The sequence below is a fragment of the Desulfoluna sp. CLI2B genome (assembly GCF_056847375.1).
The window spans coordinates 4,737,389-4,759,375 of record NZ_CP186557.1 but is presented as its reverse complement, the minus strand read 5'-3'; the positions used below and the strand labels follow the sequence as shown (position 1 = coordinate 4,759,375).

The window sequence follows — 21,987 nt, the reverse complement described above, 5'->3', positions numbered from 1 at the left end:
TCGCTTACGGAAAACGAGACCACCAGCAGGGTAAGCAGGAAGAGGGTGAAGCGGGAGAGGAATCGTGGTGTCATTCGAAGCGTCATGGTGGCCCTTGGGTTCGGTGTTATGTCATTGAACTCAGCGTGTCGGGCCCGAAGAAGGAAAACCTTGCAAGGGGAAGCATCACTGAACGAGTAAATCTATGCAGGGTTTGACGTGTTGTCAATGTTTGAAGGGAGATCTTTTTCTACTCGCAGTTGCTTCGAGTAAGTTGCTTTTGGTCTCCTTTGCCGTGGTGTTGGGATGTTGGAACGACGGGGAGAGATATTCCGACAACGGGTCCATGGCCCCGTTGCCGGAAGATAAGGTGTGTGCCTCTTTTCCTCAAGGGGCGGATGCTTCCTTTCCGAAGGGCTGGAGGATGAGGATCAGCCTGGGCAAAAGGGTCAGGGCTGAGACCAGGGCGATGGCCATGGCCAGGCCCGTGAGCAGGCCGAAGAGGATGCTCGGGATGAAGTTGGAGAGGACCAGGATGGAGAACCCCGAGATGATGGTGATGGAGGTAAAGTACATGGCGTGGCCGATGGATCCGTGGCAGCGGTGCATGGTGGCCATGTAGTCCCTGTCTTTTTCCAGCTCCGCTTTGAACCGGTGGATGTAGTGGATGGTGTCGTCCACGGCGATGCCCACGCTGATGGCCGCAATGGTGATGGTCATCATGTCCAGGGGGATGCCCAGCCAGCCCATGAGCCCCAGCACCACGCCGATGGACAGAATATTGGGGAGAAGGGCGATGAGGGCGATGACCGGAGAGCGGAACAGAAGGAGGAACATCCCGGCCAGGGCCGCCAGCACGATGCCCAGGGTAAGGATCTGGGAGGAGAAGAGGCTCTGGAGCATGTTGTTGTAGAGCACCAGCATGCCGTTGAGCTTCACCTTGTCCGGGGCCAGCCCCACCTCGTTGATGAGCCCTGCGTTGACCTGTTTCAGGAACTCGTCCCGGCGCAGGTCCGGCGCCGAGTCCTTGATGCGGATTGAGAGGTGGGCTTCGTTGTGCTCCACCGAGACGTAGGGCTTCAAGAGGAGTTCCCGGTACTGATCGGGAATTTCGCTGTAGAGAAGGGCCAGGGCAAAGTTGTCCAGGGGCTTGCCGTCGTTTAATTTTTCCGCGATGCGGGTGAGGGAGGCCAGGGAAAGGATCTTCCCGGTCTCGGGCAGGGCATCGAGGTAGGTGTGGACCTTGTCCACCAGGGCCACCTTGTCCTGGGTAAACCAGTACTTGTCGCCGGTTTCGATTTCTTCAAACTCTTCAAAGTCGGCAAAGTCCCCGTTAGCCTCGTCGTCTTCCGGCAATTCGGTGGCCTCGTCCGCGGCCTGCTCGGGTTCGTCAAAGGTGATGACCACGTCCAGGGGGGTGGTGCCGCCCAGGTGGTCGTCGATGAGCTTCATGCCCTGGTAAATCTCCGTGGATTTTTTGAAGTAGTCGATGAAGCTGTTTTCCACCTCCAGGCGCATCATGCCGGTGAGGCAGAAGAGGAGGGCCAGAAATGAGGCTGTGAGGATGCTCCGGCCGTGTCTTTCGGTGAAGCCGCCGAGGATCTCGGGCAACGGGAATCTCAGGGTGAGCCGCTTTGGGGGGCGTCCCTTGGGAAGCAGCACCAGCAGGGCGGGCAACAGGATAAAGGTGACGCACAGTGAGACCACGATCCCTGCGCTCATCATCCAGCCGAAGGTGATGACGGGCAGGATGTCGCTGGAGATAAGCGAGCCGAACCCTGCGATGGTGGTGAGGGTGGCAAAAAGGCAGGGGGTGGCCATGAGGGCCGCGGCCCGGGCCGTAAGGTCCATCTGGCTCCACTGGGGGTTGGCTTTGTGGAGCTCTCTGTGGCGCACGATGAGGTGAATGGCGATGGCCATGGTGATGATGAGCTGCAGGGAGATGAAGTTCGATGAGATGACGGTCACCTCCCACCCCATGAAGCCCAGGATGCCCGACATGTGGATCACCGAGACAAAGCAGCAGAGCATGGGCAGGATCACCCACCGGACCTGGCCGAAGATGAGGCCCAGGGTCACCACGAGAAAGAGGGCCATGCCCCCGCCGAAGAGGCGGATGTCATTTTTGATGAAGGTGATGAGGTCGTCGGCGATCATGGAGACCCCGCCGAGGAAGAGGTCGGCCTTGTCCCGGTGGGCGTCCATGATGGCTCGGATGGCGGCGATGTCGTCATGCCGGAGGCTCCGCGCCTCTTCCCTGTACTGCCAGAAGGTGGTTTCGGCCTGCTTCAGCGCCGCTTTCTCCTCCCGGGTGAGGTCGCGTTCCCGGGCGATGTTTTTCAGGGCATCACGTTTGCCCAGAAGGTCCATGTAGGTGTGGTCGTACGTGAGGTTGATGATCACCGAGGTGATGGTGCCGTCGGGGCTGACAAGAAGGTCCCTGTAGACGGGGCTTTGGAGGATCTCCTCCCGGGCCATGGCCTGGTCGGTCTCCGGGGAGGTCAGGGTTCGTATGTTGGCGGCCAGCTCCTTGACGGGCAGGGGCGGGCTCTCCAGCAGGGGCACATCCAGGATGGTGAGGACCGACTCCACCAGGCTCACCTCGGAGAGCTCGGCCTTGAGGGCGTTAAGGTCCTCGTAAACCCCCTCGGAGAAGAGATCCCCTTTGGGCTTGTAAGCGATGATGAGGTAGTCCTGCTGTCCGAAGGCTTATGGCGAAAGTAGTTGAGGTCTTCGTCGTTGTCCAGGACCAGGGTCTCGGCCGAGGCGTCGAGCCGGAAGTCCTTCATCTCATAAGCGAAAAAGAGGGTGAGGGCAGCAAGCAGCACCAGGGTGAGGATGGGGTACTTCAAGATGGTGTTGCGGTATATACGTTCGATGAGGTGGTTGAATCGCTCCATGGGGATCGGGCCTTTTCAGGGTGTCTGTGGGGGAAGGCAGCGTCGGGCAAAGGCGCGCCGAAGGAACCGGGCATCCGACGGCGCGTGTCTGGGGCTCAGACCTTGATGTGGTTGAGCTTGGTAATGAGCTCGTCAAAGCCTTCTTCGTTGAGGACCTGGTTGAACTGGCTCTGGTAGGTCTTGACGATGCTGACCCCCTGGAGCTCGATGTCGTAGATCTTCCATCCTTTTTTTGATTTGTAGAACTTGTAGTTCATGGCGTAGCGGTTCTCCTTGGAGATGAGCTCCGTGGGGATGACCACTTTTTTGCTGTTGGCATTTTTTACGGGAAGGATGACGATCTCTTCATCGGTGTACAGGGAGAGCTTGTCCGAGTAGGAGCTCTTCATCACCTCGGTGAAGGTGTGGATAAAGGTTTTCCGTTGCTCCTTGGTGAGGCCGGACCAGTTTTTCTTGCCCAGGGTGAGTTTGCCCATGAGGGAAAAATCGAAGATGGGGGAGACGTTCTCCACGATGAGGGCTTTTTTCTCTTCAAGCTGGATATCGTTTCTCTTCAGGGTAAAGAAGATAAAATCGAGTTTCCCCTTCAGCAGGGCTTCCACAGTGTCCGTTCCCACGGCACCGGCCGTCTGCACCAGAAGCAGGAAAAGGACAAGGGTGGTCATCACTGTTTTTTTGATCATGGGTCCTCCGTGACGTCGCGCAGTGCCTTGCTTGGTGCCGAGCCCTCTCTTGGGGCAGGGGGGGAGGCGCATCGTCGTTATCTGCCGGGGCCTGGCCCGGCAGGTGGTGTTAAACAGTCGCATTCCATAGATTAGTTGACGCTCCCCGTGGTGTCAAGGAGACCGGGAGGCCTATTGCCTTGACACCGGCGGTTTCCCACCGCCTGTGCGAGTCCTGCAACCTGCACGGAGCGGCTCGACGGGGTGTATGCCCGGGAAGGCAGGAACATGCCTTTTTCGGTGCCGGGAAACCTTATCACAAGGCGGTGGGCATGTCTGTGCCCGGGATCACCTTTGCTGTATGATTGACATGGGAATATGTGATCTTACTATGTACACAGTTGAAAAGAAACGAAGGATTGATGATGGACCCGGCCTGTTTTTGAAAGCCGGAGGCGCCTTATTTTCAACGCTGACCATCCCAGGGCAATGGGGCTGGTTGATGTCATCGTCGTATTTAATTCCAAGGATGAACAGGAGGCCTTTATGAAGACACGGGTAACGGATCTGTTGGGTATTGAGCACCCCGTCATCGAGGGCGGAATGCAGTGGGTGGGACGCGCGGGGCTGGCGGCCGCCGTGTCCGAGGCCGGGGGGCTGGGGATCATCACCGCCCTGACCCATTCGACCCCCGAGGGCCTGGCAGGCGAGATCGCTGCGGTGAGGGCCCTCACATCCAAACCCTTCGGGGTGAACCTCACCCTGCTGCCCACCCTGAAGCCCGTCTCCTACGAGGCCTATGTGGAGGTGATGGTGGCAGAAGGCATCACCATTGTGGAGACCGCCGGGCGCAGCCCTGAGCCTTTTATGCCCCTGTTTAAAAAGGCCGGCATCAAGGTGGCACCCCACAAGTGCACATCGGTGCGCCACGCCCTGAAAGCCGAAAAGCTCGGGTGCGCGGCGGTGAGCGTGGACGGGTTCGAGTGTGCCGGTCACCCCGGGGAGGACGACATCCCGGCCCTGGTGCTGTTGCCCCTGGCCGCCGATGCCGTCTCCATCCCCATCATCGCATCGGGTGGGTTCGGGGACGGGCGTGGCCTGGCCGCCGCCCTTTCCCTGGGGGCGGATGCCGTGAACATGGGCACCCGCTTCCTGGCCACCCGGGAGGCCGCGATCCACGACAATGTGAAGAAGGCCCTGGTGGATGCCGATGAGCGCCAAACCGCCCTGATTTTGCGTTCGTTCAGCAACACCGCCCGCATTTACAGAAACAGGATTGCCGAGGAGGTGATGGCCCTTGAGAAACGGGGAGACGTCACCATCGAAGAGCTGGCTCCCCTGGTGAGCGGCAAGCGCGGGGCTGCGGTGTATGAAACCGGAGACCTGGACGCCGGGGTCTGGACAGCCGGGATGGTGACCGGATTGATCCACGATATCCCCACGGTGGCCGAGCTTGTCCAGCGTATCGTTGACGAGGCTGAAGTCCTGATCCGGGAGCGTCTTGCCGGGCTTCTGGGGTAGACAAGGGGGACCCGCTTCGGTCAAAAAAGCCCCCGGCGACCCTGCCTGGGACCCAATGGTTAAAAAATTTGACAGACAGGTCTTAAGGCATCATTGACAGGCCCCGCCGAAATAGTTTCGATATGTTCACCATGAGAAACGGTTTTGGCGGGGCTTTTTTTTCAAAAAAGCGACCCTGCGGAGATAGACTGAATAGTTGCGAAAAGGGATGGATTCGCCCTGTGGCGTGTGGTATTTTTTCTAAGGTGACGCTTGTTCACGGCGCTGTTCGGTTGTGTCCCGTGCCCGGGAAACCCGGTGTGTCTCTCCCGCCTCTCCCAGGCAATCCCATGGAAAAACACTCATGAACGACAGGGGTGGTGATGTCCCACGACGCATTCCAGACGATTTCTCTTTCCATCGCCTTGGGGGTCTTTTCGTACATTATCTCAAGGGCGTACAAAATTCCCGCCATTGTGTTCTACCTGATCTGCGGCTTTGTCTTCGGCCCGGCCGGGCTCAATCTGATCCGCACGGAGGCGGCCATCGGCGGGGGCATCGCCCCCATGGTGGAGATCGCCGTGGCCATCATCCTCTTTGAGGGGGGGCTCTCCCTCTCCATCCAGGGGTTTCGCATGGAGAAGAAGGCCATCAGGCGCCTTCTGTTTATCACCATCCCCATCACCGGAGGGGCCGCAGCCTTTCTCTGCCACTATCTCACGGGCATTCCCTGGCTTTTTGCCGCTTTTTTCGGCGCCCTTATCGTGGTGACAGGCCCCACGGTCATCGGGTCCATTCTCAAGAGCGTGGCCCTGAACCAGCGGTTGGAGACGCTGTTGAACTGGGAGTCCCTCTGGGGGGACGTCATCGGAGTCATGGTGAGCGCCCTGGCCCTGGAGCTGATCCTTGTCTCCAAGGGAGGGGTGATCACCGCCGGGGTCTTTTCCCATCTGCTTCTGGGAACCTTTGCCGGAAGTCTCGTGGGCCTTGCGGGGGGCATACTGCTTAAGCACATTGTGGCATGGCTGGAAAAGTTGAAAGACCCCACCTTGTCGGGTATCGCCTCCTTTGGCGGGGCCGTGGCCCTTTTTTTTCTCTCCGGTGAGCTGGTGGAGTCCTCAGGGCCCCTGGCCGTTGTGGTCGCTGGCATGTACCTCTCTCTGAAGTGCGGTGACGCGGTGGTGGGGATCCGCCACTTCAAGGATCAGATTGCCAGCCTCTTTATCAGCACCATGTTCGTGATGCTCTCCGCCTTTGTCAATCCACTGGAGCTTCTGCACCTCTGGCCCACCATGCTGGCCGTGGCCATTATCCTGGGGGCGGTGGTACGCCCCCTGGCCGTGCACCTGGCCATGGCCGGGTCGGATGTGACCCTTCGGGAACGCTGGTACATGGGCATCATCGGGCCCAGGGGCATCGTGGCGGTGGCCACGGCCTCCTACGCTGCCTTTGAGCTGCCCGGCTTCCCCTACGAGATGAAGGTGATTCTTAACCAGACCATGGCCATTATCTTTTTTTCCGGTGTGGTGGCAACGGTGTTGTGCCGCCCTCTGGCCTCCCTGTTGAAAGTACGGGTGCCCCAGGCCCAGACCGGCATCCTCCTGGTGGGGTCCAACCCCATGAGCCGGGAGTTTGCCCGGCTTCTCTCCCTGCATGTGCCCGTGGCTTTTCTTGAGACGCGGCGGGATGCCTGTTCCCTGGCCACGGATCAGGGGTTTCAGACCGTGTGCGCCGATATGCTCAGCGCCGATGTGTACGAAGAGGCGTCACGGGAGGGCATGATGGTCTGGTGGCCTGAATGTGGCATGCCCACGGACGGCGGCCCTGCGGGGTGGCCTCCCACATGGCCCCTGGGCGGGTGTACCGGGGGGTGGCCCGCAGGGCTGAAGAGACCCTCCTCACAGGCAAGGACAACGTGGCCCATGTGGCTTTTTCCGACGGTTTTTTTATCATCGAGGCGGTGAGGCGCATGGAAAAGGGGCAGGCCTTCCTTACGGAGAAGGAGGTGGAGGAGCTCAGGGACGGGGACATCCCCCTGGCCCGGGTCAACGGCGAGGGAAAGGGCGTGCTGATCATGCGTCCGGGGCTGGAGCCTTCCGGGAGGCTCATCTGCTATTGCCGAAAGGAGAAAACAGCGGTGCGTGCCCGGCGCAACGCCACAGATACACCGGCTTGACCGTTTGGGCCTTACCGGCAAGCCGGCAGGTTCCTAAATTCAATGGGCAATGAGCTTTTGAGGCTGACATTAACCATAGAATACCCGAAACAAAGGACGCAGGAGCCCCATGGGACAGAGAATAGCTATTGTCACGGATTCCACCGCGGACTTTCCGGCCGGGGTGGCTGAAAAACTGGGGATACGGTGCGTGCCCGTGCATGTTGTGGTGGACGGGGTGGACCATCTGGACGGGGTTACCATCACCCCGTCCGAGCTGCTGGTGCATATGAAGAAGGGGGCCGAGGTCGTCACCCGTGCCGCGGCACCTGCCGCGTATGCGGATCTCTACGACTTCCTCCTGGCCCGTTATGACCGGGTGATCTCCTTTCATCTTTCCGCTCGGCTTTGCATTGCTGGAATCCGCGGAAATCTCCAGCTCTTGATCCGGCCGATGCCGAGCGCGTGACGGTGGTCGACACCTGCTCGGTAAGTATCGGTCAGGCCATGTACACCCTGATGGCCGTTCGGTACCTGAAAAAACACGGGCGCATGGAGGGGATGAGGGAGGCTTTGGGATCTGCCTTTGCATCGGGGGTGATCCAGGTTGTCGTGGACGACCTTTCCTGGCTCAAGCGGGGAAAAAAGCTGGGGGGACTTTCGGCGGTGCTGGGTGGCATGCTGGATATCAAACCCCTCCTGGAGATGCGGGACGGAGGGCTGGCCCTGGTCTGCAAGGTCCGGGGCATGACCCGGACCCTGGATGAGATGGTCGCCTGTGCCGCCCGTTTGCGGGGCGAAGGGGCCCTGGAGGTGTGGGTGTGTCATTGCGATGCCGAGGCCAGCGCCTTTTATCTGCGGAACAGGCTGGCCGATGCCCTGGGAAAGGAGGTGCACACCATCCACGTGGTGGAGGCCGGGGCAGCCATCTCCGTCAACGTCGGCCCCGGTGCCTGTTGCTGGGGCATGGTGCCCCTGGGCTGACCAGGCTCGGGTGCCCCATGGAAAAACGGTGGTCGATGGACTTTACGGTTTTCGGGCCTTACATGAGGCCCGCTTCTTTGTAGTACCGGACGGCCCCGGGGTGCAAGGGGGCGGAGAGGCCTTCAAGCATGCTTTTTTTGGTGATCACCTGATAGGCCGGGTGGAGTTTTTTGAACTCCTCGAAGTTTTCGAACACCTCTTTGGTGATGGCGTACACCACGTCGTCAGGCATCTTGGCCGAGGTACAGAAGGTGGCCTTTACCCCGAAGGTGGGGTTGTCCTCTTCATTGGCGGCGCCGGGGTAGAGTCCTGCCGGGATATAGGACTTGGCGTAATAGGGGAAGCGCCTGATGAGGTCGTCGATTTCGGTGATGGCCACAAACCGCGTGGGGCGGCTTCCGGAGGTGGCCTCTTTGAAAGCGCTGCTGGGGTGGCCCACGGTGTAGAAGAAGGCGTCGATTTTCTTGTCCTGAAGCAGGCCCGGCGCTTTGGCCGCTTCAACGGACTTGGCCTTGATGTCGGTCTGCCAGTTGATGCCCGCTGCCTCCAGGGCGTCGATGGCGTTGCCCCGCTGACCGGACCCGGGGTTTCCGATGTTGACCTGCTTGCCCTTGAGGTCTGAGATGGTTTTGATGTCGGCGTCCACCGCGGCAAGGAGGGTGACGGATTCCGGGTGAATGGAGAAGACGGCGCGCAGGTCTTTCTGGGGCGCTCCGTCCCACTCTTTCATGCCGTTGATGGCCTGGTACTGGCGGTCGGACTGGACAATGCCGAACTCCAGGTCTCCGGACATGATGGCATTGACGTTGTAGACCGATCCGATGGTGGCCTCCACCGTGGTCCGAATGCCGTAGGTCTCCCGCTTTTTATTGACGATTTTGGCGATGGCCCCACCGGTGGGGTAGTACACCCCGGTGATGTCACCTGTTCCGATGGTGACAAAGGCGGTCCTTTTCTTGGTGTCGGTGGTTTCCTTGTCGGCGGGCTGGCTGCAACCGGCTGCGACGGTGAAGAGCACAACCATACTCAGGCAAAGCCATCTGTTCATTTAGGATGCTCCTGTGTGTGCCCCCCGCGCCCGGTCAGGGGCGGGGGGCGTGAACATTAGTTCAATGCCTCTCGAATTCGGGCCATGGCCTTTTCGACGTTTTCCAGGCTGTTGAAGGCACTGATGCGGATAAACCCGTTTCCGCAGGAGCCGAAACCGGCCCCCGGGGTACAGACGACTCCCGCTTTGGTGAGAAGCAGGTCAAAGAACTCCCAGGAGTCGCATTTGCCGTTGATCCAGATGTAGGGGGAGTTGTCCCCTCCTACCAGTTCGTATCCCAGGGCTGCCATCTCCTTGCGGATGATGGCTGCGTTGTTGAGGTAGTAGTCCACCAGTCCCTTGACCTGGGCCTTGCCTTCCTCAGAGTAGACGGCGGCCGCCGCTTTCTGGACGGGGTAGGAGACGCCGTTGAACTTGGTGCAGTGGCGGCGATTCCAGAGGGCGTGGACCGAATGGGCGTTGCCTTCGGTGTCCCAGGCCTTGAGCTCTTTGGGAACCACGGTGAAGGCGCAACGGGTACCGGTGAAACCGGCGGTCTTGGAGAAGCTGCGGAATTCGATGGCCACCTCTTTGGCGCCCTCCACCTCGTAGATGGAGCGGGGAATGCTCGGGTCGGTGACAAAGGCCTCGTAGGCGGCATCGTATAAAATGATGGCGCGGTTCTCTTTGGCGTAATCCACCCAGGCCTTGAGCTGCTCTTTGGTGATGGTGGTGCCCGTGGGGTTGTTGGGGAAGCACAGGGACACGAGGTTATGGCTTTCGGGCAGGGCGGGGATAAAGCCGTTTTCTTCCCGGCAGTCGAGGTAGACGACCCCGTCGTAACGTCCGTCGGTGTTGACGCCGGTGCGCCCGGCCATGACGTTGGTGTCCAGGTAAACCGGGTAGACCGGGTCGGGGATGGCGATGGTGGCGTCCCCGGAGAAGATCTCCTGGATGTTGCCGGTGTCGCATTTGGCGCCGTCGCTGATGAAGATCTCGTCCGGGGAGATGTCGGCGCCCCGGCTCTGAAAGTCGTTTTCCGCAATGGCATCCCGCAGGAAGGCGTATCCCTGTTCGGGGCCGTATCCGTGGAAACCCTCTTCGGTGGCCATGTCGTCCACGGCTTTGTGAAAGGCCTCGACACAGGCCTGTGGAAGGGCGCGGGTCACGTCCCCGATGCCGAGTTTGATGACATCCATCTCAGGGTTGGCCTCCTGAAAGGCGGAGACGCGCTTGGCGATATCCGAAAAGAGGTAGGATGCTTTGAGTTTGGTGTAGTGTTCGTTGATTCGAATCATGTGTCGTCTCCCTGTAAAACCTGTTGATATCACAATGTCGGTCGTCACTTAGGGGACGAGCATTGTGGGTCCTGAAAACGCTGGAAGCGGAGGGCCGTTGGGATACCCCTTGCTTGAAACGCATGGGCGGGATGTCCTGGAGGCGGCTTGGGGGTGATCGGAACGTCTCCTGATCACTGGGTCGCGGAATTATAGAATATTGTTCTCCTGGTGTCAAATACTTGTCAATTCCTTGAATGGGTAATCTGTGGCGATGAGTGCTCCGGTTGAAGCCTTTGTCGGGACCCCGGGGTATGTGTGGAGGTTAGCTATAACACATCGTTAGTATGAAGAAAATTCGGTGACATGGCGACGTGATGAAAACACTTGGATTCGGAGCAAGACATGGCGATGTATCAGGGTATGGGGCGATGTGTGAGAAAATGTTCTCTTTGTGGTAACGGCAGAATGGCATGATTTCCTTTTTTTATTCGCCTTTTTGCCCATTTTTCCGAATTCCTTCTTCTCTGGCACCTGTTTTGACAACCGTTGGCAAACATGGCACCATACGCTGCCCGAAGAGGATATCGGGCACGAACCGCAACCCTATTCAGGAGTCATGAGACGTGAACCCTTCCCTGGAACAGATGGTGCACTTATCCCGGCTTGACGGGGGGATGGTGCTGGCCGACGTGGATATTGCCGCTTTTATGGGGGTATTTCTCCCTGAATTTCCGTCCGGGAAACGGGGCCTGCCCGGTGTGGACCTGCAATCGGTCTCCGGCATTTCCACCTTGTTCACCGATGCCGAGACCGAACGCGCATCGGGGTTCCGCGTGCTGAAAAAACAGGCGGAGTGGCTCTGCGGAAGGCTGGCTGTGAAGCAGGCTGCGGCAGAGGTGTTGTCTGTTTCACCCCGGGGCGTCACCGTGGATACCGAGCCCGAAGGGGCTCCCTTTCTGGCGGACCATTCAGCCACCCACATCTCCATCAGCCACTCCGGGGACCACGCCGTGGCCGTGGTGTCCACCCGAAAGGAACGGCGCGTGGCCGTGGACCTGGAACAGGTGGAGGCCGGTCGCATGCCCCATGTGGCCCGCGTGGCCTTTACCCCCCGTGAGATCGCCGAACTGAACGGGGCCTCCGATGCCGAGTGGTACCGGCGCTGGACCCTCAAAGAGGCCTACCTTAAATACATCGCCAAAGGTTTTCACGAGAGCCTTAAAAAAGTGGAGATCCTGAATCGCGGCATCTGCCATAACGGCGAGGTGGTGACAGGCATCGCCTGGGACACCCCTGCCTTCCGGGACGGCTACCAGCTCAGCGTGGTCTGGCAGGCGTAACGCAGAAGGGCTGTCGGGGTATAAAAAACGGGCCATCACCGATTCATGGGAATCGGTGGTGGCCCGTGTGGTTTGTGGGGAAACGAATGGTGGGGGGGGGCAGGTCCGCTTGTGTTCGCAACGGCTTGAGGCGATGTCCCATCCATATGTAAAACCTGTGTGGCAACCTTATTTAAAAGATTGGCCCCCGGCAGGGCCGCCGGAGGCCGCCATTTTACCCGATGCAGAGGCTCCAGGTGAGGGCCAGGACCCCTGCCAGCACCAGATGGCTTTCGATGAGGAGTTCAAGCTGAACGCCTGCCAGGAGAAGATGGTTCTGGTAGGCGATGAGCAGGGCAAACATGAGCACCGGGCAGATCCAGAGGAGAAGGCCCAGGCTTGAGAAGATGCCCAGGGCGCTGATAAGCGGTAGCATCACGGCCAGGGCCACCAGCAGGTTCTTGAGCAGGCGGATGGTTTTTTTATCCCCCAGGATGATGGGGAATGTCTCCTGGCCCACGATGCGGTCCCCCTGCATGTCGAGGATGTCGAAGAAGACCGTCCGGGCAAAGACCATGCCGCAGGCAAAGACCAGGGCGGGAAGGGTGGCGAGACCGAACCCGTTGTCGCTGGTGAGGGCGGGCAGCAGGGCGGTGACTGTGCCCCAGGCCGCGGTGATGAGGATGGTCTTGGAGCCGGGGATGTCCCGCAGGCATCGGTATCTGCCTTGGAAAAAGCGCTTGGGGATCACCGGGGCGTTGTACGAGAGGCCCGCCAGGCTCATGCCCAGCAGCACGAGAAAGGCAAAGAGGCCCTGGCTGTAAGCCAGGAGAAGGCCCACGCCGCCGCCGGTGAAGGCAAAGCCCGCCAGGGGCCATTTGTTTCGGTCGTAGAAATCGGCTCGCTCCGGGTCGTTGTAACGGTCCGAGGAGATGGCGGTGAGGTGGTTGAATATGTGCATCGACAGGACGTAGAGCATGGCCACGGCCGCGGGGATGAGCCAGCGGTCGATGCCCTGGAGCATGGAGCAGGCATAGGAGAGAAAGGCCGCCCCCAGGGCGAGGTAGGCGTTGCTGCGCAGCAACGCCATCTTCAGGGCCGAGACCGGGATGCCGAAAAGGTCCTTTTCACTTGCCGTGCCGCTTTCGATGAAGCGGTAGACTTTGTTGATGATCCAGTTGGGGGTGGAGGCCCCGGCGGTGATGGCAACGGATTTCAGGTGCTTGATCCGGCTTAAGTCCAGCTCGTCGGTGTCCTCGATGTGAAAGGTGAGCTTGCCCGATTCCCTGGCCAGTTCTGCCAGGCGCTGGGTGTTGCCGCTGCTTTTGCCGCCCACCACCACCACGGCGTCGACGTTCTGGGCGATGGACAGGATGTCCGCCTGCCTTTTTTCCGTGGAATCGCAGATGGTATCGAAGGTGAGGTAGTGGGGGTGGGTGCTGGCGATCCACGCCTTGACCTCGTCGTAAAAGTGCACGTTCTGGGTGGTCTGGGCCACGAGGATGGCGTTTTCAAAATCCGGGAGGGCCTTGACCTCGTCAAGGGTCTCCACCACATGGCCCAGGCCGTGGGCGTAGCCGTTGAGTCCGATGACCTCGGGGTGGTCCCGGTCCCCGATGATGATGGCGTGGTGGCCTTTTTTGGCGTAGCGGTGGATGATGCGCTGCACCTTGATCACGCGCGGGCAGGTGGAGTCGATGACGGAAAAGCCCGCGTCCTTGAGGGCCTCTTTGGCCTCGGGCGGAACCCCGTGGGCACGGATCACCACGGTGCCGTCGCCCTGTTCGGGGATCTCCGAGATGGCGGGGACCCCTTTTTCCTTGAGCAGGTCCAGGACCTGGGGGTTGTGGATCAGGGGGCCGTAGGTGCAGATGGGGCCGTCCTGGCCGTTGGAGGCGTCCAGGGCCGTTTCCACGGCTCGTCTGACGCCCATGCAAAATCCGGCGGTGCGCGCGATGATAATTTTCATGTTAGGCTGTTTCCAGAAGCGTGAGAAGGCGATTGAAGTCGTCATCGCCGTAAAACTCGATTTCAAGTCGGCCCTTTTTCCCCCGTTGCTTGATCTGGACCCTGTTGCCGAATCGGTGGCTCAGGCGCTCGGCAATGGTGTCGAGCTGGAGTTGGTGCGCGGAAGGCACCTCGGGCTCTTGTTCGGGTTGCTGGTTTTCGGTTTTGAGGCGACGGACCAGCGCTTCCGTCTGCCTGACGGAGAGGGCCTTTTCCAGGACGGTGCGAAAGGCCTCTTTCTGGGTGAGGGGGTTGTCCGTTCCCAAAAGGGCCCGGGCGTGCCCCATGCTGAGGCGACCGTCCTGAATGCTGGCTTTGATCTCCGGGGGAAGCTGTCGCAGGCGCAGGAAGTTGGCCACGGCCGGGCGGCTCTTGCCCACCTTGGCGGCCATCTCCTCCTGGGTAAGGGAGAAGAGTTCCATGAGGCGGTGGTACGCGTCGGCTTCTTCAATGGGGTTCAGGTTTTCGCGCTGGATGTTCTCCACGATGGCCACTTCCAGGAGCTTGGCATCGGAGACGTCGCGGACCACCACGGGGACCGTGTCGAGTTCCGCCAGCTTTGCGGCGCGCAGGCGCCTTTCACCTGCCACCAGCTCGTAGGCACCGGCCTCGGCGGCGCGGACCACCAAAGGCTGGATGATGCCCTGCTCCCGGATGGAGTCGGCAAGTTCCGAAAGCTCTTCATCGGAAAAGGTGTGCCGGGGCTGGTATCGGTTGGGGCTGATGCGGTGGATGTCGCAGCGAAAGAATTCCTGGGATGATTCCGGGGCGTCGTCGAGCTGAAGGCTGCTTTCCGGGATCAGGGCGGAGAGCCCTCGGCCCAGGCCCTTTTTTTTGCGTGATTTGGCGGTAGTGGTCATGTTTTTTATCTCACCGTCTCTCTTGGTGAAGGTTATCGGCCCTGCACGGCAGGGTCTGCTCAAGGTCCCGGGTTAACAGGGGCAAGGGCCGGGCGGGCCTTGCCCCCATCGGGCGCCATGTGTCTGAATGGTGGACGAGACGTTTCGTCCGAAGGTTCCGGCCATGGGCGGCCGGAAAGTGGAAGGGCGCGTTTGTGCCGGTGGTTGTTAACCGGTCACATTACGTCGGGCATCGGGGTTTACGGTGTCATCACCGCTCGACCACCTCTTTGGCCAGGGCCAGGTAACTCTTGGCTCCCACGGAGGAGGGGTCGTACAGAAAGATGGGTTCGCCGTAACTCGGCGCTTCGGAGAGCCGGACGCTCCTTGGGATACGCGTGGTGAAGACCAGGTCGTTGAAGTGTTTTTCAGCCTCTTCCGCCACCTGAAAGGAGAGGTTGGTGCGGCGGTCAAACATGGTGAGCAGGATGCCGCTGATGCGAAGGCGCGGGTTCAAGCTGGCCTTGATGCGTTTTACCGTGTCGATGAGCTGGGTGAGCCCTTCCAAGGCATAAAATTCACTCTGCAGGGGAACCAGAATGGAGTCGGCCGAGGCCATGGCGTTGAGGGTGAGCAGGCTCAAGGAGGGAGGGCAGTCGATGACGATGTAATCAAAGGTCTCCTTTACTTCCTCCAGAAGCTCGCGCATCACCAGCTCCCGGCCTTCGTGGGCCATCATCTCCACCTCGAAGCCGATGAGCTCCACCCGGGCAGGAATCACGGAGAGTCCCTCCACGGCCGTGGGATGAATGAGGGCCTGAGCGTCCGCATCACCGATGAGGCCGTGATACAGGTTTTCCCGGAGGGCTGTCTTGTCGATCCCGATGCCGGTGGTGGCGTTGGCCTGGGGGTCGCAGTCCACAAGAAGGGTGCGTTTCCCGATCTTGGCCAGGGCCGTTGCCAGGTTGATGGATGTGGTGGTTTTACCCACGCCGCCTTTCTGGTTTGCTATGCAGATAATCTGTGCCATGGTCGTGGAGATTAGCATAAAAAAGGGGTTTTGCAAAGAAAATGAGCAAAAAACGGCAGTGCAGATATTGCTTGTATAATTGGAGTGTTAGTTCCTTGTGGGATGGGCGTGTCCCCCCCGCAGGGTCCTGCCGTGGGGCCACCGGGGGCCGGTTGTGGGGCAGCAGGGGGTGTGCTAAAGTGGGCTGGCTGTGATGCGGGTCGGAAGCCGGGAACCCCGGTTGTGCCTGGGATCACAGACAGAGCGCATGGCGCAAGGTATGATATTTTCTAAGGAACCTGCCGCATTTTGTCGGGTCCGAAAGGGCCGTTGCAGGACGAAACGAGCGCAATATTGAGGTGTGCATGAAAAAAAGAAGACGACCTTTTCTACGGGCTGTCTCCATGGCGATAATGTGTGTGTTTCTCTGCGGTCAGGTGGCCTCGGCCATCACCATCCGCGAGGAGAACGAAGTGGCCGGAGAGTTCATCCGGATGATACGTGCCCAGTACCGGATTGTGGACGATCCCGTGGTCAGCGACTATATCAACACCTTGGGGAACCGTATTCTCTCGGCCTTTCCGGAGCAGCACTTCAAGTACCGTTTTTATGTGGTGCAAAGCGACGTGTACAACGCCTTTGCAGGGCCCGGTGGGCATGTGTTTTTCCATAGCGGGCTGATCCAGGGGCTCCCTTCGGAAGAGGCCCTGGCGGGCATCGTGGCCCACGAAATTTCCCATGTCTACAGCCGGCATATCTCCGACCGCATCGAGCGTTCCAAAAAGATCGGCCTGGGAACCCTGGCCGGTGTGGCCGCCGGCATCCTCGTGGGGGTGGCCGGGGGGAACTCCGAGGCTGCCGGAGCCCTGACCCTGGGGTCCCTGGCGGGCTCCCAGAGCGCGGCCCTGGCCTACAGCCGGGAAGACGAAATGCAGGCCGACCAGGTGGGGATGACGTACATGATGGAGGCCGGGTACGGCGGAGAGGAGATGCTCACGGCCCTGAAGACCATTCGCTCCAAGCAGTGGTTCGGGCCTTCCGAGATCCCCACGTACCTCACCACCCACCCCGCCCTGGAAGACCGGCTTGTCTATATCGGCAACTGGATCGAGGCCCATAAAGAGGAACTCGACGCCCGAAGGAAGGTCATCGATCAGTCCGAGTTCCTGAAGATCAAGGCGCGCCTCACGGCCCTGTACACCCCGGTGGACCAGGCTGAAGAACGGTTTATGAACGCCATGGAGCGGGGAGATGCCCCCTTGTACACCGAATACGGCCTGGCCCTTCTCATGGACCGCATGGGCAAATACGACAAGGCCGCCGTTCACATGCGGCGAGTCCTGGAAAAAAGAGCCTTTGACAAGGACGCCCTCAAGGGTCTGGGTTGGATCTATTTTCATCAGGGCAAGCTTGCGGAGTCACGCCGCCTGCTGGAGGGGGCTCTGAGCATGGATCCGGATGATTTTGAAAGCAACCTCTGGATGGGGCGCCTCCTTATTGAAGAGGGGGACTACGACGGAGCGGTGGACCGCCTCCTGCCCCTGGCAAGGGATTACGGTCCCGGGGCACGGGCCCATTACGACCTGGGCAATGCCTATGCCAAACTGGGGAAATCCTATGAGTCCGCCTACCACCTCGGTCTCTCCTATCGGGCTTCAGGGGACCTCCGCAACGCCGTGTTCCAGCTGAAGCGCGCAAAGGAGATGGCGCCTGACGACGCCTCCCGCAAAGAGGTGGAAAAAGCCCTTGTGTCGATTACGGGCAAGAAAAAGAAGAAGAAAGAGAAGGCCGAAGAGCCGGTGCCTGATGAAGAAGGGGAAAAGGTGAAAGGCTAAAGGCTAAAGGCGAAGGGCCAAAGGCGATGGGCTGAAGACGAAAAGCAAAAGGGCCGCTTTCCCATGGGGAAGCGGCCCTTTTTATTTAATGCGGGTGGGTGCCGTGTGGCGACCCGTTAGGGCCATGCCAGGTATAAATTACACATGACGGAATCACCCCATACGTCCTCAGCATGTTTTTTTGATCGTTGCCTCGAGACGTAACGCATTTGAGGTGAAATATCGTTATGTATTATTATTCTGGGGGTATAGCCCCTATTTGTCCACGGCGCGGTCGAAGTGGGAGAACTTCATGGTGAAGTTGCCCCGGCCCTGGGTGGCGGAACGAAGGGCGGTGGAGTAGCCGAACATCCGGGACAGGGCCACGGCAGCGTTGATCTCCTGGATGCCCGCGTTGGGGTTGATGGCCTCGATCTTGCCGCCACGGGAGTTGAGGTCGCCGATGACTTCGCCCATGAAGTCGTCGGGTACAAAGACCTCCACGGCCATCACCGGCTCCAGCAGGAAGGGGGAGCCGTTTGAAAGGGCCTCCCGCATGGCCATGGAGGCGCTGACGGAGAAGGCCAACTCGGTGCCGTGGCCTTCCCGGGTGTCGGCTCCGGTGACCGTGGCTTCCACGTCCACCACCGGGTAGCCCAGGAGGGTCCCGCTGTCCAGGGCGTCCATGACCCCTTTTTCGATGGCTGCGCTGAACTGGGGCGGCAGCTCCTCTTCGGAGAGGCTGTTGACGAACCGGTTGCCCTCGCCCAGGGCCAGGGGCTTGAGGGTGAGGGAGACCTGGCCGTAGTGGCTCTGGCCGGCCATCTCGCGATCGAAGGTGGCGGTGGCGGAGGTCTCGTTTGTGATGCTCTCCCGGTAGACCACCTGGGGTTTGCCCACGTTGACGTCGGTGTTGAACTCACGCTGCATGCGGCTGATGATGATCTCTAAGTGCAGCTCGCCCATGCCGGAGAGGATGGTCTGGCCGGTGTCCTCGTCGGTGCGGACCTTCAAGGTCGGGTCTTCGGTGGTGAATTTGGCCAGAACCGTGTCCAGCTTGTCCTGGTCGGCGTGGGTCTTGGGCTCCACGGCGATGGAGATCACCGGCTCGTAGGTGTCGATACGCTCCAGGATGACCTGGTTGTCGGCGTTGCAGAGGGTGTCCCGGTCGATGTCGCTGAGGCCCACGATGCCAGGGATTGCTTCCGGGCCAGCTTCGGCCACCCGCTCTTTTCGGTTGGCGTGCATCTGCAGGATTCGGGAGAGCTTCTCCTTTTTTTTCAGCAGCGGGTTGAACACCTCGCTGCCCGCAATGAGCTTGCCGCTGTATATGCGTGCAAAGGAGAGCTTGCGGCCTTCGATCATGGAGACCTTGAAGACCAGGGCGGAGAGGGGCTCTTTGACCTTCTGCTCAAAGGTGACGGCCTCGCCGCTGGTGGGGTTGTCGTCGGCCGGCCAGGGATGTCGCCGGGGCTGGGCAGGTAGTCGCAGATGGCGTCGAGCAGGGGCTGGATGCCCTTGTTCCTGAGGGCCGTGCCGCAGAGGACCGGGACGATGGAGAGGTCGATGGTCCCCTTGCGCAGGGCCGCCTTGATCTGGTCGTTGGTGACGGGCTCTTCGGCCAGGTAGGCCTCCATGATCTCCTCATCCACGTCGGAGAGGGCCTCGATCATGGCATCCCGTGCGGCTTCGGCGTCGTCGATCATGGCCTCGGGGATGGGACCGGTTTCGAACTCGGCGCCCAGGGAGTCGTCGTTCCAGGCAATCATCTCCATGGCGATGAGGTCGATGACGCCCTGGAAGGACTCTTCGGCTCCCACGGGGAGCTGGATCACCACGGGGTTGGCCCCGAGTTTTTCACGGATGGCGGTCACCGCGCCGTTAAAGTCGGCACCGATGCGGTCCAGCTTGTTGATGAAGGCGATGCGGGGAACCTTGTATTTATCGGCCTGGCGCCACACCGTCTCGGACTGGGGCTGAACCCCGCCCACGGCGCAGAAGACACCGATGGCGCCGTCCAGGACGCGCAGGGATCGCTCCACCTCAATGGTGAAGTCCACGTGGCCCGGGGTGTCGATGATCTGGATCTGCTTGTTGTGCCACTGGCAGGTGGTAACCGCCGACGTGATGGTGATGCCTCGTTCCTGCTCGTCGGTCATCCAGTCCATGGTGGCTTCGCCGTCATGGACCTCACCGATTTTGTGGGACCGCCCCGTGTAGTAAAGGATGCGCTCGGTGACGGTGGTTTTTCCCGCATCGATGTGGGCCATGATGATGTTGCTGCTGTTCCGCTGTCGTTTTTCATGTGTGCGTGTTTTTCCTGATGGCCTCAAAAAAAGTCCGGCAAAGGGTGGTGGGGTTCACCAGCGATGCGATGGGTCACCAGCCCGCTGTGCGGCCACATGGCCCGGGCACGTGATGTTGACTTTTTTTTCGATCTTTATGTTGCAAACGGGGCGGGAGCTTCCCGTCGTCCGTCACTCTTCCTTCTAATATGGGCACAGCCTGTTCCGTGTTAGGGGCATGTGACTGTTGTGTTACGTGCTGCTTTGCCCTTGTCGGCCCCTATCGTACCATGAGCATGTCGGGGGCAAGGGGCTCGGAGATGTCGATGTGGCCGGCCAGGGTCTCTGCCCGCTCGCCCTCAATGAGGATCCGGACGGCATCGATCTCCGGGATGTTGACGGCCAGGGAGTTGACCACCGAGTAGACGGTGAGCAGTTCAGAGGCCGCGCCCATGGGCTCTTCCCGGATCTCACGGGAAAAATCCACCACCGCCACCTTGGGGTCGGTGATGTACAGGGCCCGCAGGCGGGTGGTTGCCGGCAGGGTTCGGGCACTGCCCCGTTCGGGGCCGTCAATGAGGGCCGCGATGATCTTCTGGCTCAGCTGCCAGGGATCTTTTGTCGTGGAGACAGTGCGTTCCTCGGAGGTGAGAAAACGGCCGTCTCGCTGGGCAAAGTAGAGGAAAAAGCTCTCCTCTTCGATGCGACCCGAGTGGCTGGCCGGAATGGGGGCCTCCGTGATGTTCCTCTGGGCGGCGTCGGGGCCCGAGAAAAAGGAGAAGATGGCCACGATGACCAGCGTTGCCACGGCTGCTGCCACAAAAACCCCGGTTTGTCCTTTTCCGTCTTCGGTCATGGCTCCCTGTTGCCTTGCCCGGGGATTGCGTCCCGGTGTCTCAAGTGTGCGTCTGCCCGGGAACAGCCCCCAGACAGGGTGAACGGAACCCTTGTTACGGAATCCCATGGGTTCCGGGCCGTTGGCGACGGCTCGGGCGCCGATGGGGGTGGGTGCCGCTGTGAGCCAGCAAAATTTAGGCTATAATGAAAAGGTTGTCAAGAAATGAGGCACGGGATTGCTCCTGTATTCACGTATTTTAGCACGTCTGAGGGCTGCCCCGGATTCAGGGGCTTTTCATGCCCCCCAATGGATCCGAAAGGGAGGAAAGGAGCAGGGGAGGCCAGAAACCCTTGAAAGACGGGGGCTGTCAAGGGGCTTTTTTTTCAGTCGGCGTTGTTATTTTTGCGTAAACGGGATGTCAGATCATGATACGATGGTATCAGGTCTCTGAAACAGGGGGTTTGAAAGGGGCGTGAAAGACGGGCAGTGCAGTGAAAAACGATGGCGAGGCGCAGGAAATTGCATCCGCTGATCGAGGTGCAGAACCAGGAAGATGAAAAAACACGGGACGTTCTGGTGCATCATATGCGCCATATCCTCTTTGATCTCCACGATTTTCTGATCCAGAACGTGGGAATCACCGAAGCCGTGAGCCTCAAGGAGATCGCAGACCGGTGTACCGACACCGTGATGAACAGCCTGCCTGAAAAGCGCCTGGCCGATGTGGTCAGCGGGGTCTTCGAAGAGATTGTGCCCCACGCCGTGAACGTGGCCTCACCTTATTTTGTGGGACACATGACGGCTGCCATTCCCTATTTTATGGTGCATTTAAAGGCCATTGTGGCCGCCCTGAACCAGAACGTGGTGAAGCTGGAAACCTCCAAGATGCTCTCCGTGCTGGAGAAGCAGGTGGTGGCCAAGGTGCACCGCATCATCTACCAGAAAGAGGACGCCTTTTACCGGGAGCACGTCCAGAACACCCATACCTCCCTGGGCTCCTTCACCGAAGGGGGCACCACGGCCAATCTCACCGCTCTCTGGGTGGCCAGGAACAGGGCCCTGGGGCCCACGGAATCTTTTGGGGGCGTTGAAGTCGAAGGGCTGGCCGCCGCCTACGCCGCTCACAACATCGACCGGTGCGTGATCCTTGTCTCCAAGAGGTGCCACTACTCCCTGCGGAAATGCGGTGGGATCCTGGGCATCGGCAACGGCAACATCATTCCTGTGCCCGTGGACAACACCAACCGCATGCGGGTGGATTGCCTGGCCGAGATTCTCGAAGGGTTAAAAAAGGAGGGACGGACCCGGGTGGCTGCTGTGGTCACCGTGGCAGGGACCACCGAGACCGGTAATGTGGACCCCATCCCCGAGATCAGCGCCATCTGTCGC

At 60.0% G+C, this 21,987-nt stretch carries 18 protein-coding genes and 1 pseudogene; 8 read left to right on the top strand and 11 right to left on the bottom strand.

Annotated features, from left to right (window positions below):
* Positions 1–366: 366 nt before the first annotated feature.
* From ACOYW2_RS22230 to ACOYW2_RS22220, 3 genes are all read right to left on the bottom strand, one after another.
* Positions 367–2,571 carry an efflux RND transporter permease subunit gene (locus tag ACOYW2_RS22230; RefSeq protein ID WP_482768020.1) on the bottom strand — a complete coding sequence of 735 codons (2,205 nt, stop codon included), beginning with the start codon at positions 2,569–2,571 and terminating at the stop codon, positions 367–369.
* A gap of 5 nt (positions 2,572–2,576) precedes the next feature.
* The gene (locus ACOYW2_RS22225) at positions 2,577–2,879 is read right to left on the bottom strand and encodes a hypothetical protein (protein WP_482768019.1); all 303 of its coding nucleotides are present in this window, start codon (positions 2,877–2,879) and stop codon (positions 2,577–2,579) included.
* Between the two features lie 95 nt (positions 2,880–2,974).
* Entirely contained in the window at positions 2,975–3,562 is a 588-nt protein-coding gene (locus ACOYW2_RS22220; RefSeq protein ID WP_482418132.1) for an MlaC/ttg2D family ABC transporter substrate-binding protein, read from the bottom strand.
* A 525-nt stretch (positions 3,563–4,087) separates the two neighbouring features.
* Here ACOYW2_RS22220 and ACOYW2_RS22215 point away from each other — a divergent pair.
* From ACOYW2_RS22215 to ACOYW2_RS22195, 5 genes are all read left to right on the top strand, one after another.
* The gene (locus ACOYW2_RS22215) at positions 4,088–5,062 is read left to right on the top strand and encodes an NAD(P)H-dependent flavin oxidoreductase (RefSeq protein ID WP_482768018.1); all 975 of its coding nucleotides are present in this window, start codon (positions 4,088–4,090) and stop codon (positions 5,060–5,062) included.
* A 362-nt stretch (positions 5,063–5,424) separates the two neighbouring features.
* Positions 5,425–7,005 (top strand): cation:proton antiporter, encoded by a 1,581-nt coding sequence (locus tag ACOYW2_RS22210; RefSeq protein ID WP_482768017.1) that lies wholly within the window; start codon positions 5,425–5,427, stop codon positions 7,003–7,005.
* Positions 6,966–7,217 carry a hypothetical protein gene (locus ACOYW2_RS22205; protein WP_482768016.1) on the top strand — a complete coding sequence of 84 codons (252 nt, stop codon included), beginning with the start codon at positions 6,966–6,968 and terminating at the stop codon, positions 7,215–7,217. The genes ACOYW2_RS22210 and ACOYW2_RS22205 overlap by 40 nt, the downstream gene beginning before the upstream one ends.
* A gap of 109 nt (positions 7,218–7,326) precedes the next feature.
* Positions 7,327–7,665 (top strand): DegV family protein, encoded by a 339-nt coding sequence (locus ACOYW2_RS22200; protein WP_482420061.1) that lies wholly within the window; start codon positions 7,327–7,329, stop codon positions 7,663–7,665.
* On the top strand, positions 7,662–8,180 hold the full coding sequence (locus tag ACOYW2_RS22195) for a DegV family protein (protein ID WP_482420060.1): 519 nt from the start codon (positions 7,662–7,664) through the stop codon (positions 8,178–8,180). The genes ACOYW2_RS22200 and ACOYW2_RS22195 overlap by 4 nt, the downstream gene beginning before the upstream one ends.
* Positions 8,181–8,238: 58 nt before the next feature.
* Here ACOYW2_RS22195 and ACOYW2_RS22190 read toward each other — a convergent pair whose 3' ends face one another.
* The gene (locus ACOYW2_RS22190) at positions 8,239–9,228 is read right to left on the bottom strand and encodes a TAXI family TRAP transporter solute-binding subunit (protein ID WP_482418128.1); all 990 of its coding nucleotides are present in this window, start codon (positions 9,226–9,228) and stop codon (positions 8,239–8,241) included.
* Between the two features lie 56 nt (positions 9,229–9,284).
* Positions 9,285–10,505 carry an LL-diaminopimelate aminotransferase gene (locus ACOYW2_RS22185; protein ID WP_482768015.1) on the bottom strand — a complete coding sequence of 407 codons (1,221 nt, stop codon included), beginning with the start codon at positions 10,503–10,505 and terminating at the stop codon, positions 9,285–9,287.
* A gap of 605 nt (positions 10,506–11,110) precedes the next feature.
* On the opposite strand from ACOYW2_RS22185, the gene ACOYW2_RS22180 reads away from it, so the two are divergent.
* Positions 11,111–11,827: a 4'-phosphopantetheinyl transferase family protein gene (locus tag ACOYW2_RS22180; RefSeq protein ID WP_482768014.1), complete on the top strand. Its 717-nt coding sequence runs from the start codon at positions 11,111–11,113 to the stop codon at positions 11,825–11,827.
* Between the two features lie 214 nt (positions 11,828–12,041).
* Here the strand turns inward: ACOYW2_RS22180 and ispH are convergent, their stop codons facing one another.
* From ispH to ACOYW2_RS22165, 3 genes are all read right to left on the bottom strand, one after another.
* Entirely contained in the window at positions 12,042–13,775 is a 1,734-nt protein-coding gene (gene ispH, locus ACOYW2_RS22175; RefSeq protein ID WP_482418125.1) for a 4-hydroxy-3-methylbut-2-enyl diphosphate reductase, read from the bottom strand.
* 1 nt (position 13,776) lies between these two features.
* Positions 13,777–14,673 (bottom strand): ParB/RepB/Spo0J family partition protein, encoded by an 897-nt coding sequence (locus tag ACOYW2_RS22170; RefSeq protein WP_482418124.1) that lies wholly within the window; start codon positions 14,671–14,673, stop codon positions 13,777–13,779.
* A 250-nt stretch (positions 14,674–14,923) separates the two neighbouring features.
* On the bottom strand, positions 14,924–15,682 hold the full coding sequence (locus ACOYW2_RS22165; RefSeq protein WP_482418123.1) for a ParA family protein: 759 nt from the start codon (positions 15,680–15,682) through the stop codon (positions 14,924–14,926).
* 383 nt (positions 15,683–16,065) lie between these two features.
* On the opposite strand from ACOYW2_RS22165, the gene ACOYW2_RS22160 reads away from it, so the two are divergent.
* Positions 16,066–17,496, top strand: a complete 1,431-nt coding sequence (locus ACOYW2_RS22160) for a M48 family metalloprotease (RefSeq protein ID WP_482768013.1) — start codon at positions 16,066–16,068, stop codon at positions 17,494–17,496.
* Between the two features lie 255 nt (positions 17,497–17,751).
* On the opposite strand, the gene ACOYW2_RS22155 is transcribed toward ACOYW2_RS22160, so the two are convergent.
* The 3 genes from ACOYW2_RS22155 to ACOYW2_RS22145 form a co-directional block, all read right to left on the bottom strand.
* A complete protein-coding gene (locus tag ACOYW2_RS22155) occupies positions 17,752–18,840 on the bottom strand; it encodes a translation factor GTPase family protein (protein ID WP_482768012.1) in 1,089 nt (362 codons plus the stop codon).
* Positions 18,837–19,745 (bottom strand): GTP-binding protein, encoded by a 909-nt coding sequence (locus tag ACOYW2_RS22150; protein WP_482768011.1) that lies wholly within the window; start codon positions 19,743–19,745, stop codon positions 18,837–18,839. The genes ACOYW2_RS22155 and ACOYW2_RS22150 overlap by 4 nt, the downstream gene beginning before the upstream one ends.
* Positions 19,746–20,040: 295 nt before the next feature.
* Positions 20,041–20,616 (bottom strand): GerMN domain-containing protein, encoded by a 576-nt coding sequence (locus ACOYW2_RS22145; protein WP_180142590.1) that lies wholly within the window; start codon positions 20,614–20,616, stop codon positions 20,041–20,043.
* A 483-nt stretch (positions 20,617–21,099) separates the two neighbouring features.
* Here ACOYW2_RS22145 and ACOYW2_RS22140 point away from each other — a divergent pair.
* Positions 21,100–21,960 (top strand): annotated as a pseudogene (locus tag ACOYW2_RS22140) (pyridoxal-dependent decarboxylase); the annotation flags it as partial.
* Between the last annotated feature and the right edge of the window lie 27 nt (positions 21,961–21,987).

What these genes read in the sequence shown, in the direction of transcription:
- ACOYW2_RS22160 (WP_482768013.1), top strand. Translation starts at nt 16,066, where the DNA reads ATGGCGATAATGTGTGTGTTTCTCTGCGGTCAGGTGGCCTCGGCCATC.
- ACOYW2_RS22190 (WP_482418128.1), bottom strand. Translation starts at nt 9,228, where the DNA reads ATGAACAGATGGCTTTGCCTGAGTATGGTTGTGCTCTTCACCGTCGCA.
- ACOYW2_RS22185 (WP_482768015.1), bottom strand. Translation starts at nt 10,505, where the DNA reads ATGATTCGAATCAACGAACACTACACCAAACTCAAAGCATCCTACCTC.
- ACOYW2_RS22220 (WP_482418132.1), bottom strand. Translation starts at nt 3,562, where the DNA reads ATGATCAAAAAAACAGTGATGACCACCCTTGTCCTTTTCCTGCTTCTG.
- ACOYW2_RS22200 (WP_482420061.1), top strand. Translation starts at nt 7,327, where the DNA reads ATGGGACAGAGAATAGCTATTGTCACGGATTCCACCGCGGACTTTCCG.
- ACOYW2_RS22155 (WP_482768012.1), bottom strand. Translation starts at nt 18,840, where the DNA reads ATGATCGAAGGCCGCAAGCTCTCCTTTGCACGCATATACAGCGGCAAG.
- ACOYW2_RS22165 (WP_482418123.1), bottom strand. Translation starts at nt 15,682, where the DNA reads ATGGCACAGATTATCTGCATAGCAAACCAGAAAGGCGGCGTGGGTAAA.
- ispH (WP_482418125.1), bottom strand. Translation starts at nt 13,775, where the DNA reads ATGAAAATTATCATCGCGCGCACCGCCGGATTTTGCATGGGCGTCAGA.
- ACOYW2_RS22145 (WP_180142590.1), bottom strand. Translation starts at nt 20,616, where the DNA reads ATGACCGAAGACGGAAAAGGACAAACCGGGGTTTTTGTGGCAGCAGCC.
- ACOYW2_RS22170 (WP_482418124.1), bottom strand. Translation starts at nt 14,673, where the DNA reads ATGACCACTACCGCCAAATCACGCAAAAAAAAGGGCCTGGGCCGAGGG.
- ACOYW2_RS22225 (WP_482768019.1), bottom strand. Translation starts at nt 2,879, where the DNA reads ATGGAGCGATTCAACCACCTCATCGAACGTATATACCGCAACACCATC.
- ACOYW2_RS22215 (WP_482768018.1), top strand. Translation starts at nt 4,088, where the DNA reads ATGAAGACACGGGTAACGGATCTGTTGGGTATTGAGCACCCCGTCATC.
- ACOYW2_RS22210 (WP_482768017.1), top strand. Translation starts at nt 5,425, where the DNA reads ATGTCCCACGACGCATTCCAGACGATTTCTCTTTCCATCGCCTTGGGG.
- ACOYW2_RS22150 (WP_482768011.1), bottom strand. Translation starts at nt 19,745, where the DNA reads ATGGCCCACATCGATGCGGGAAAAACCACCGTCACCGAGCGCATCCTT.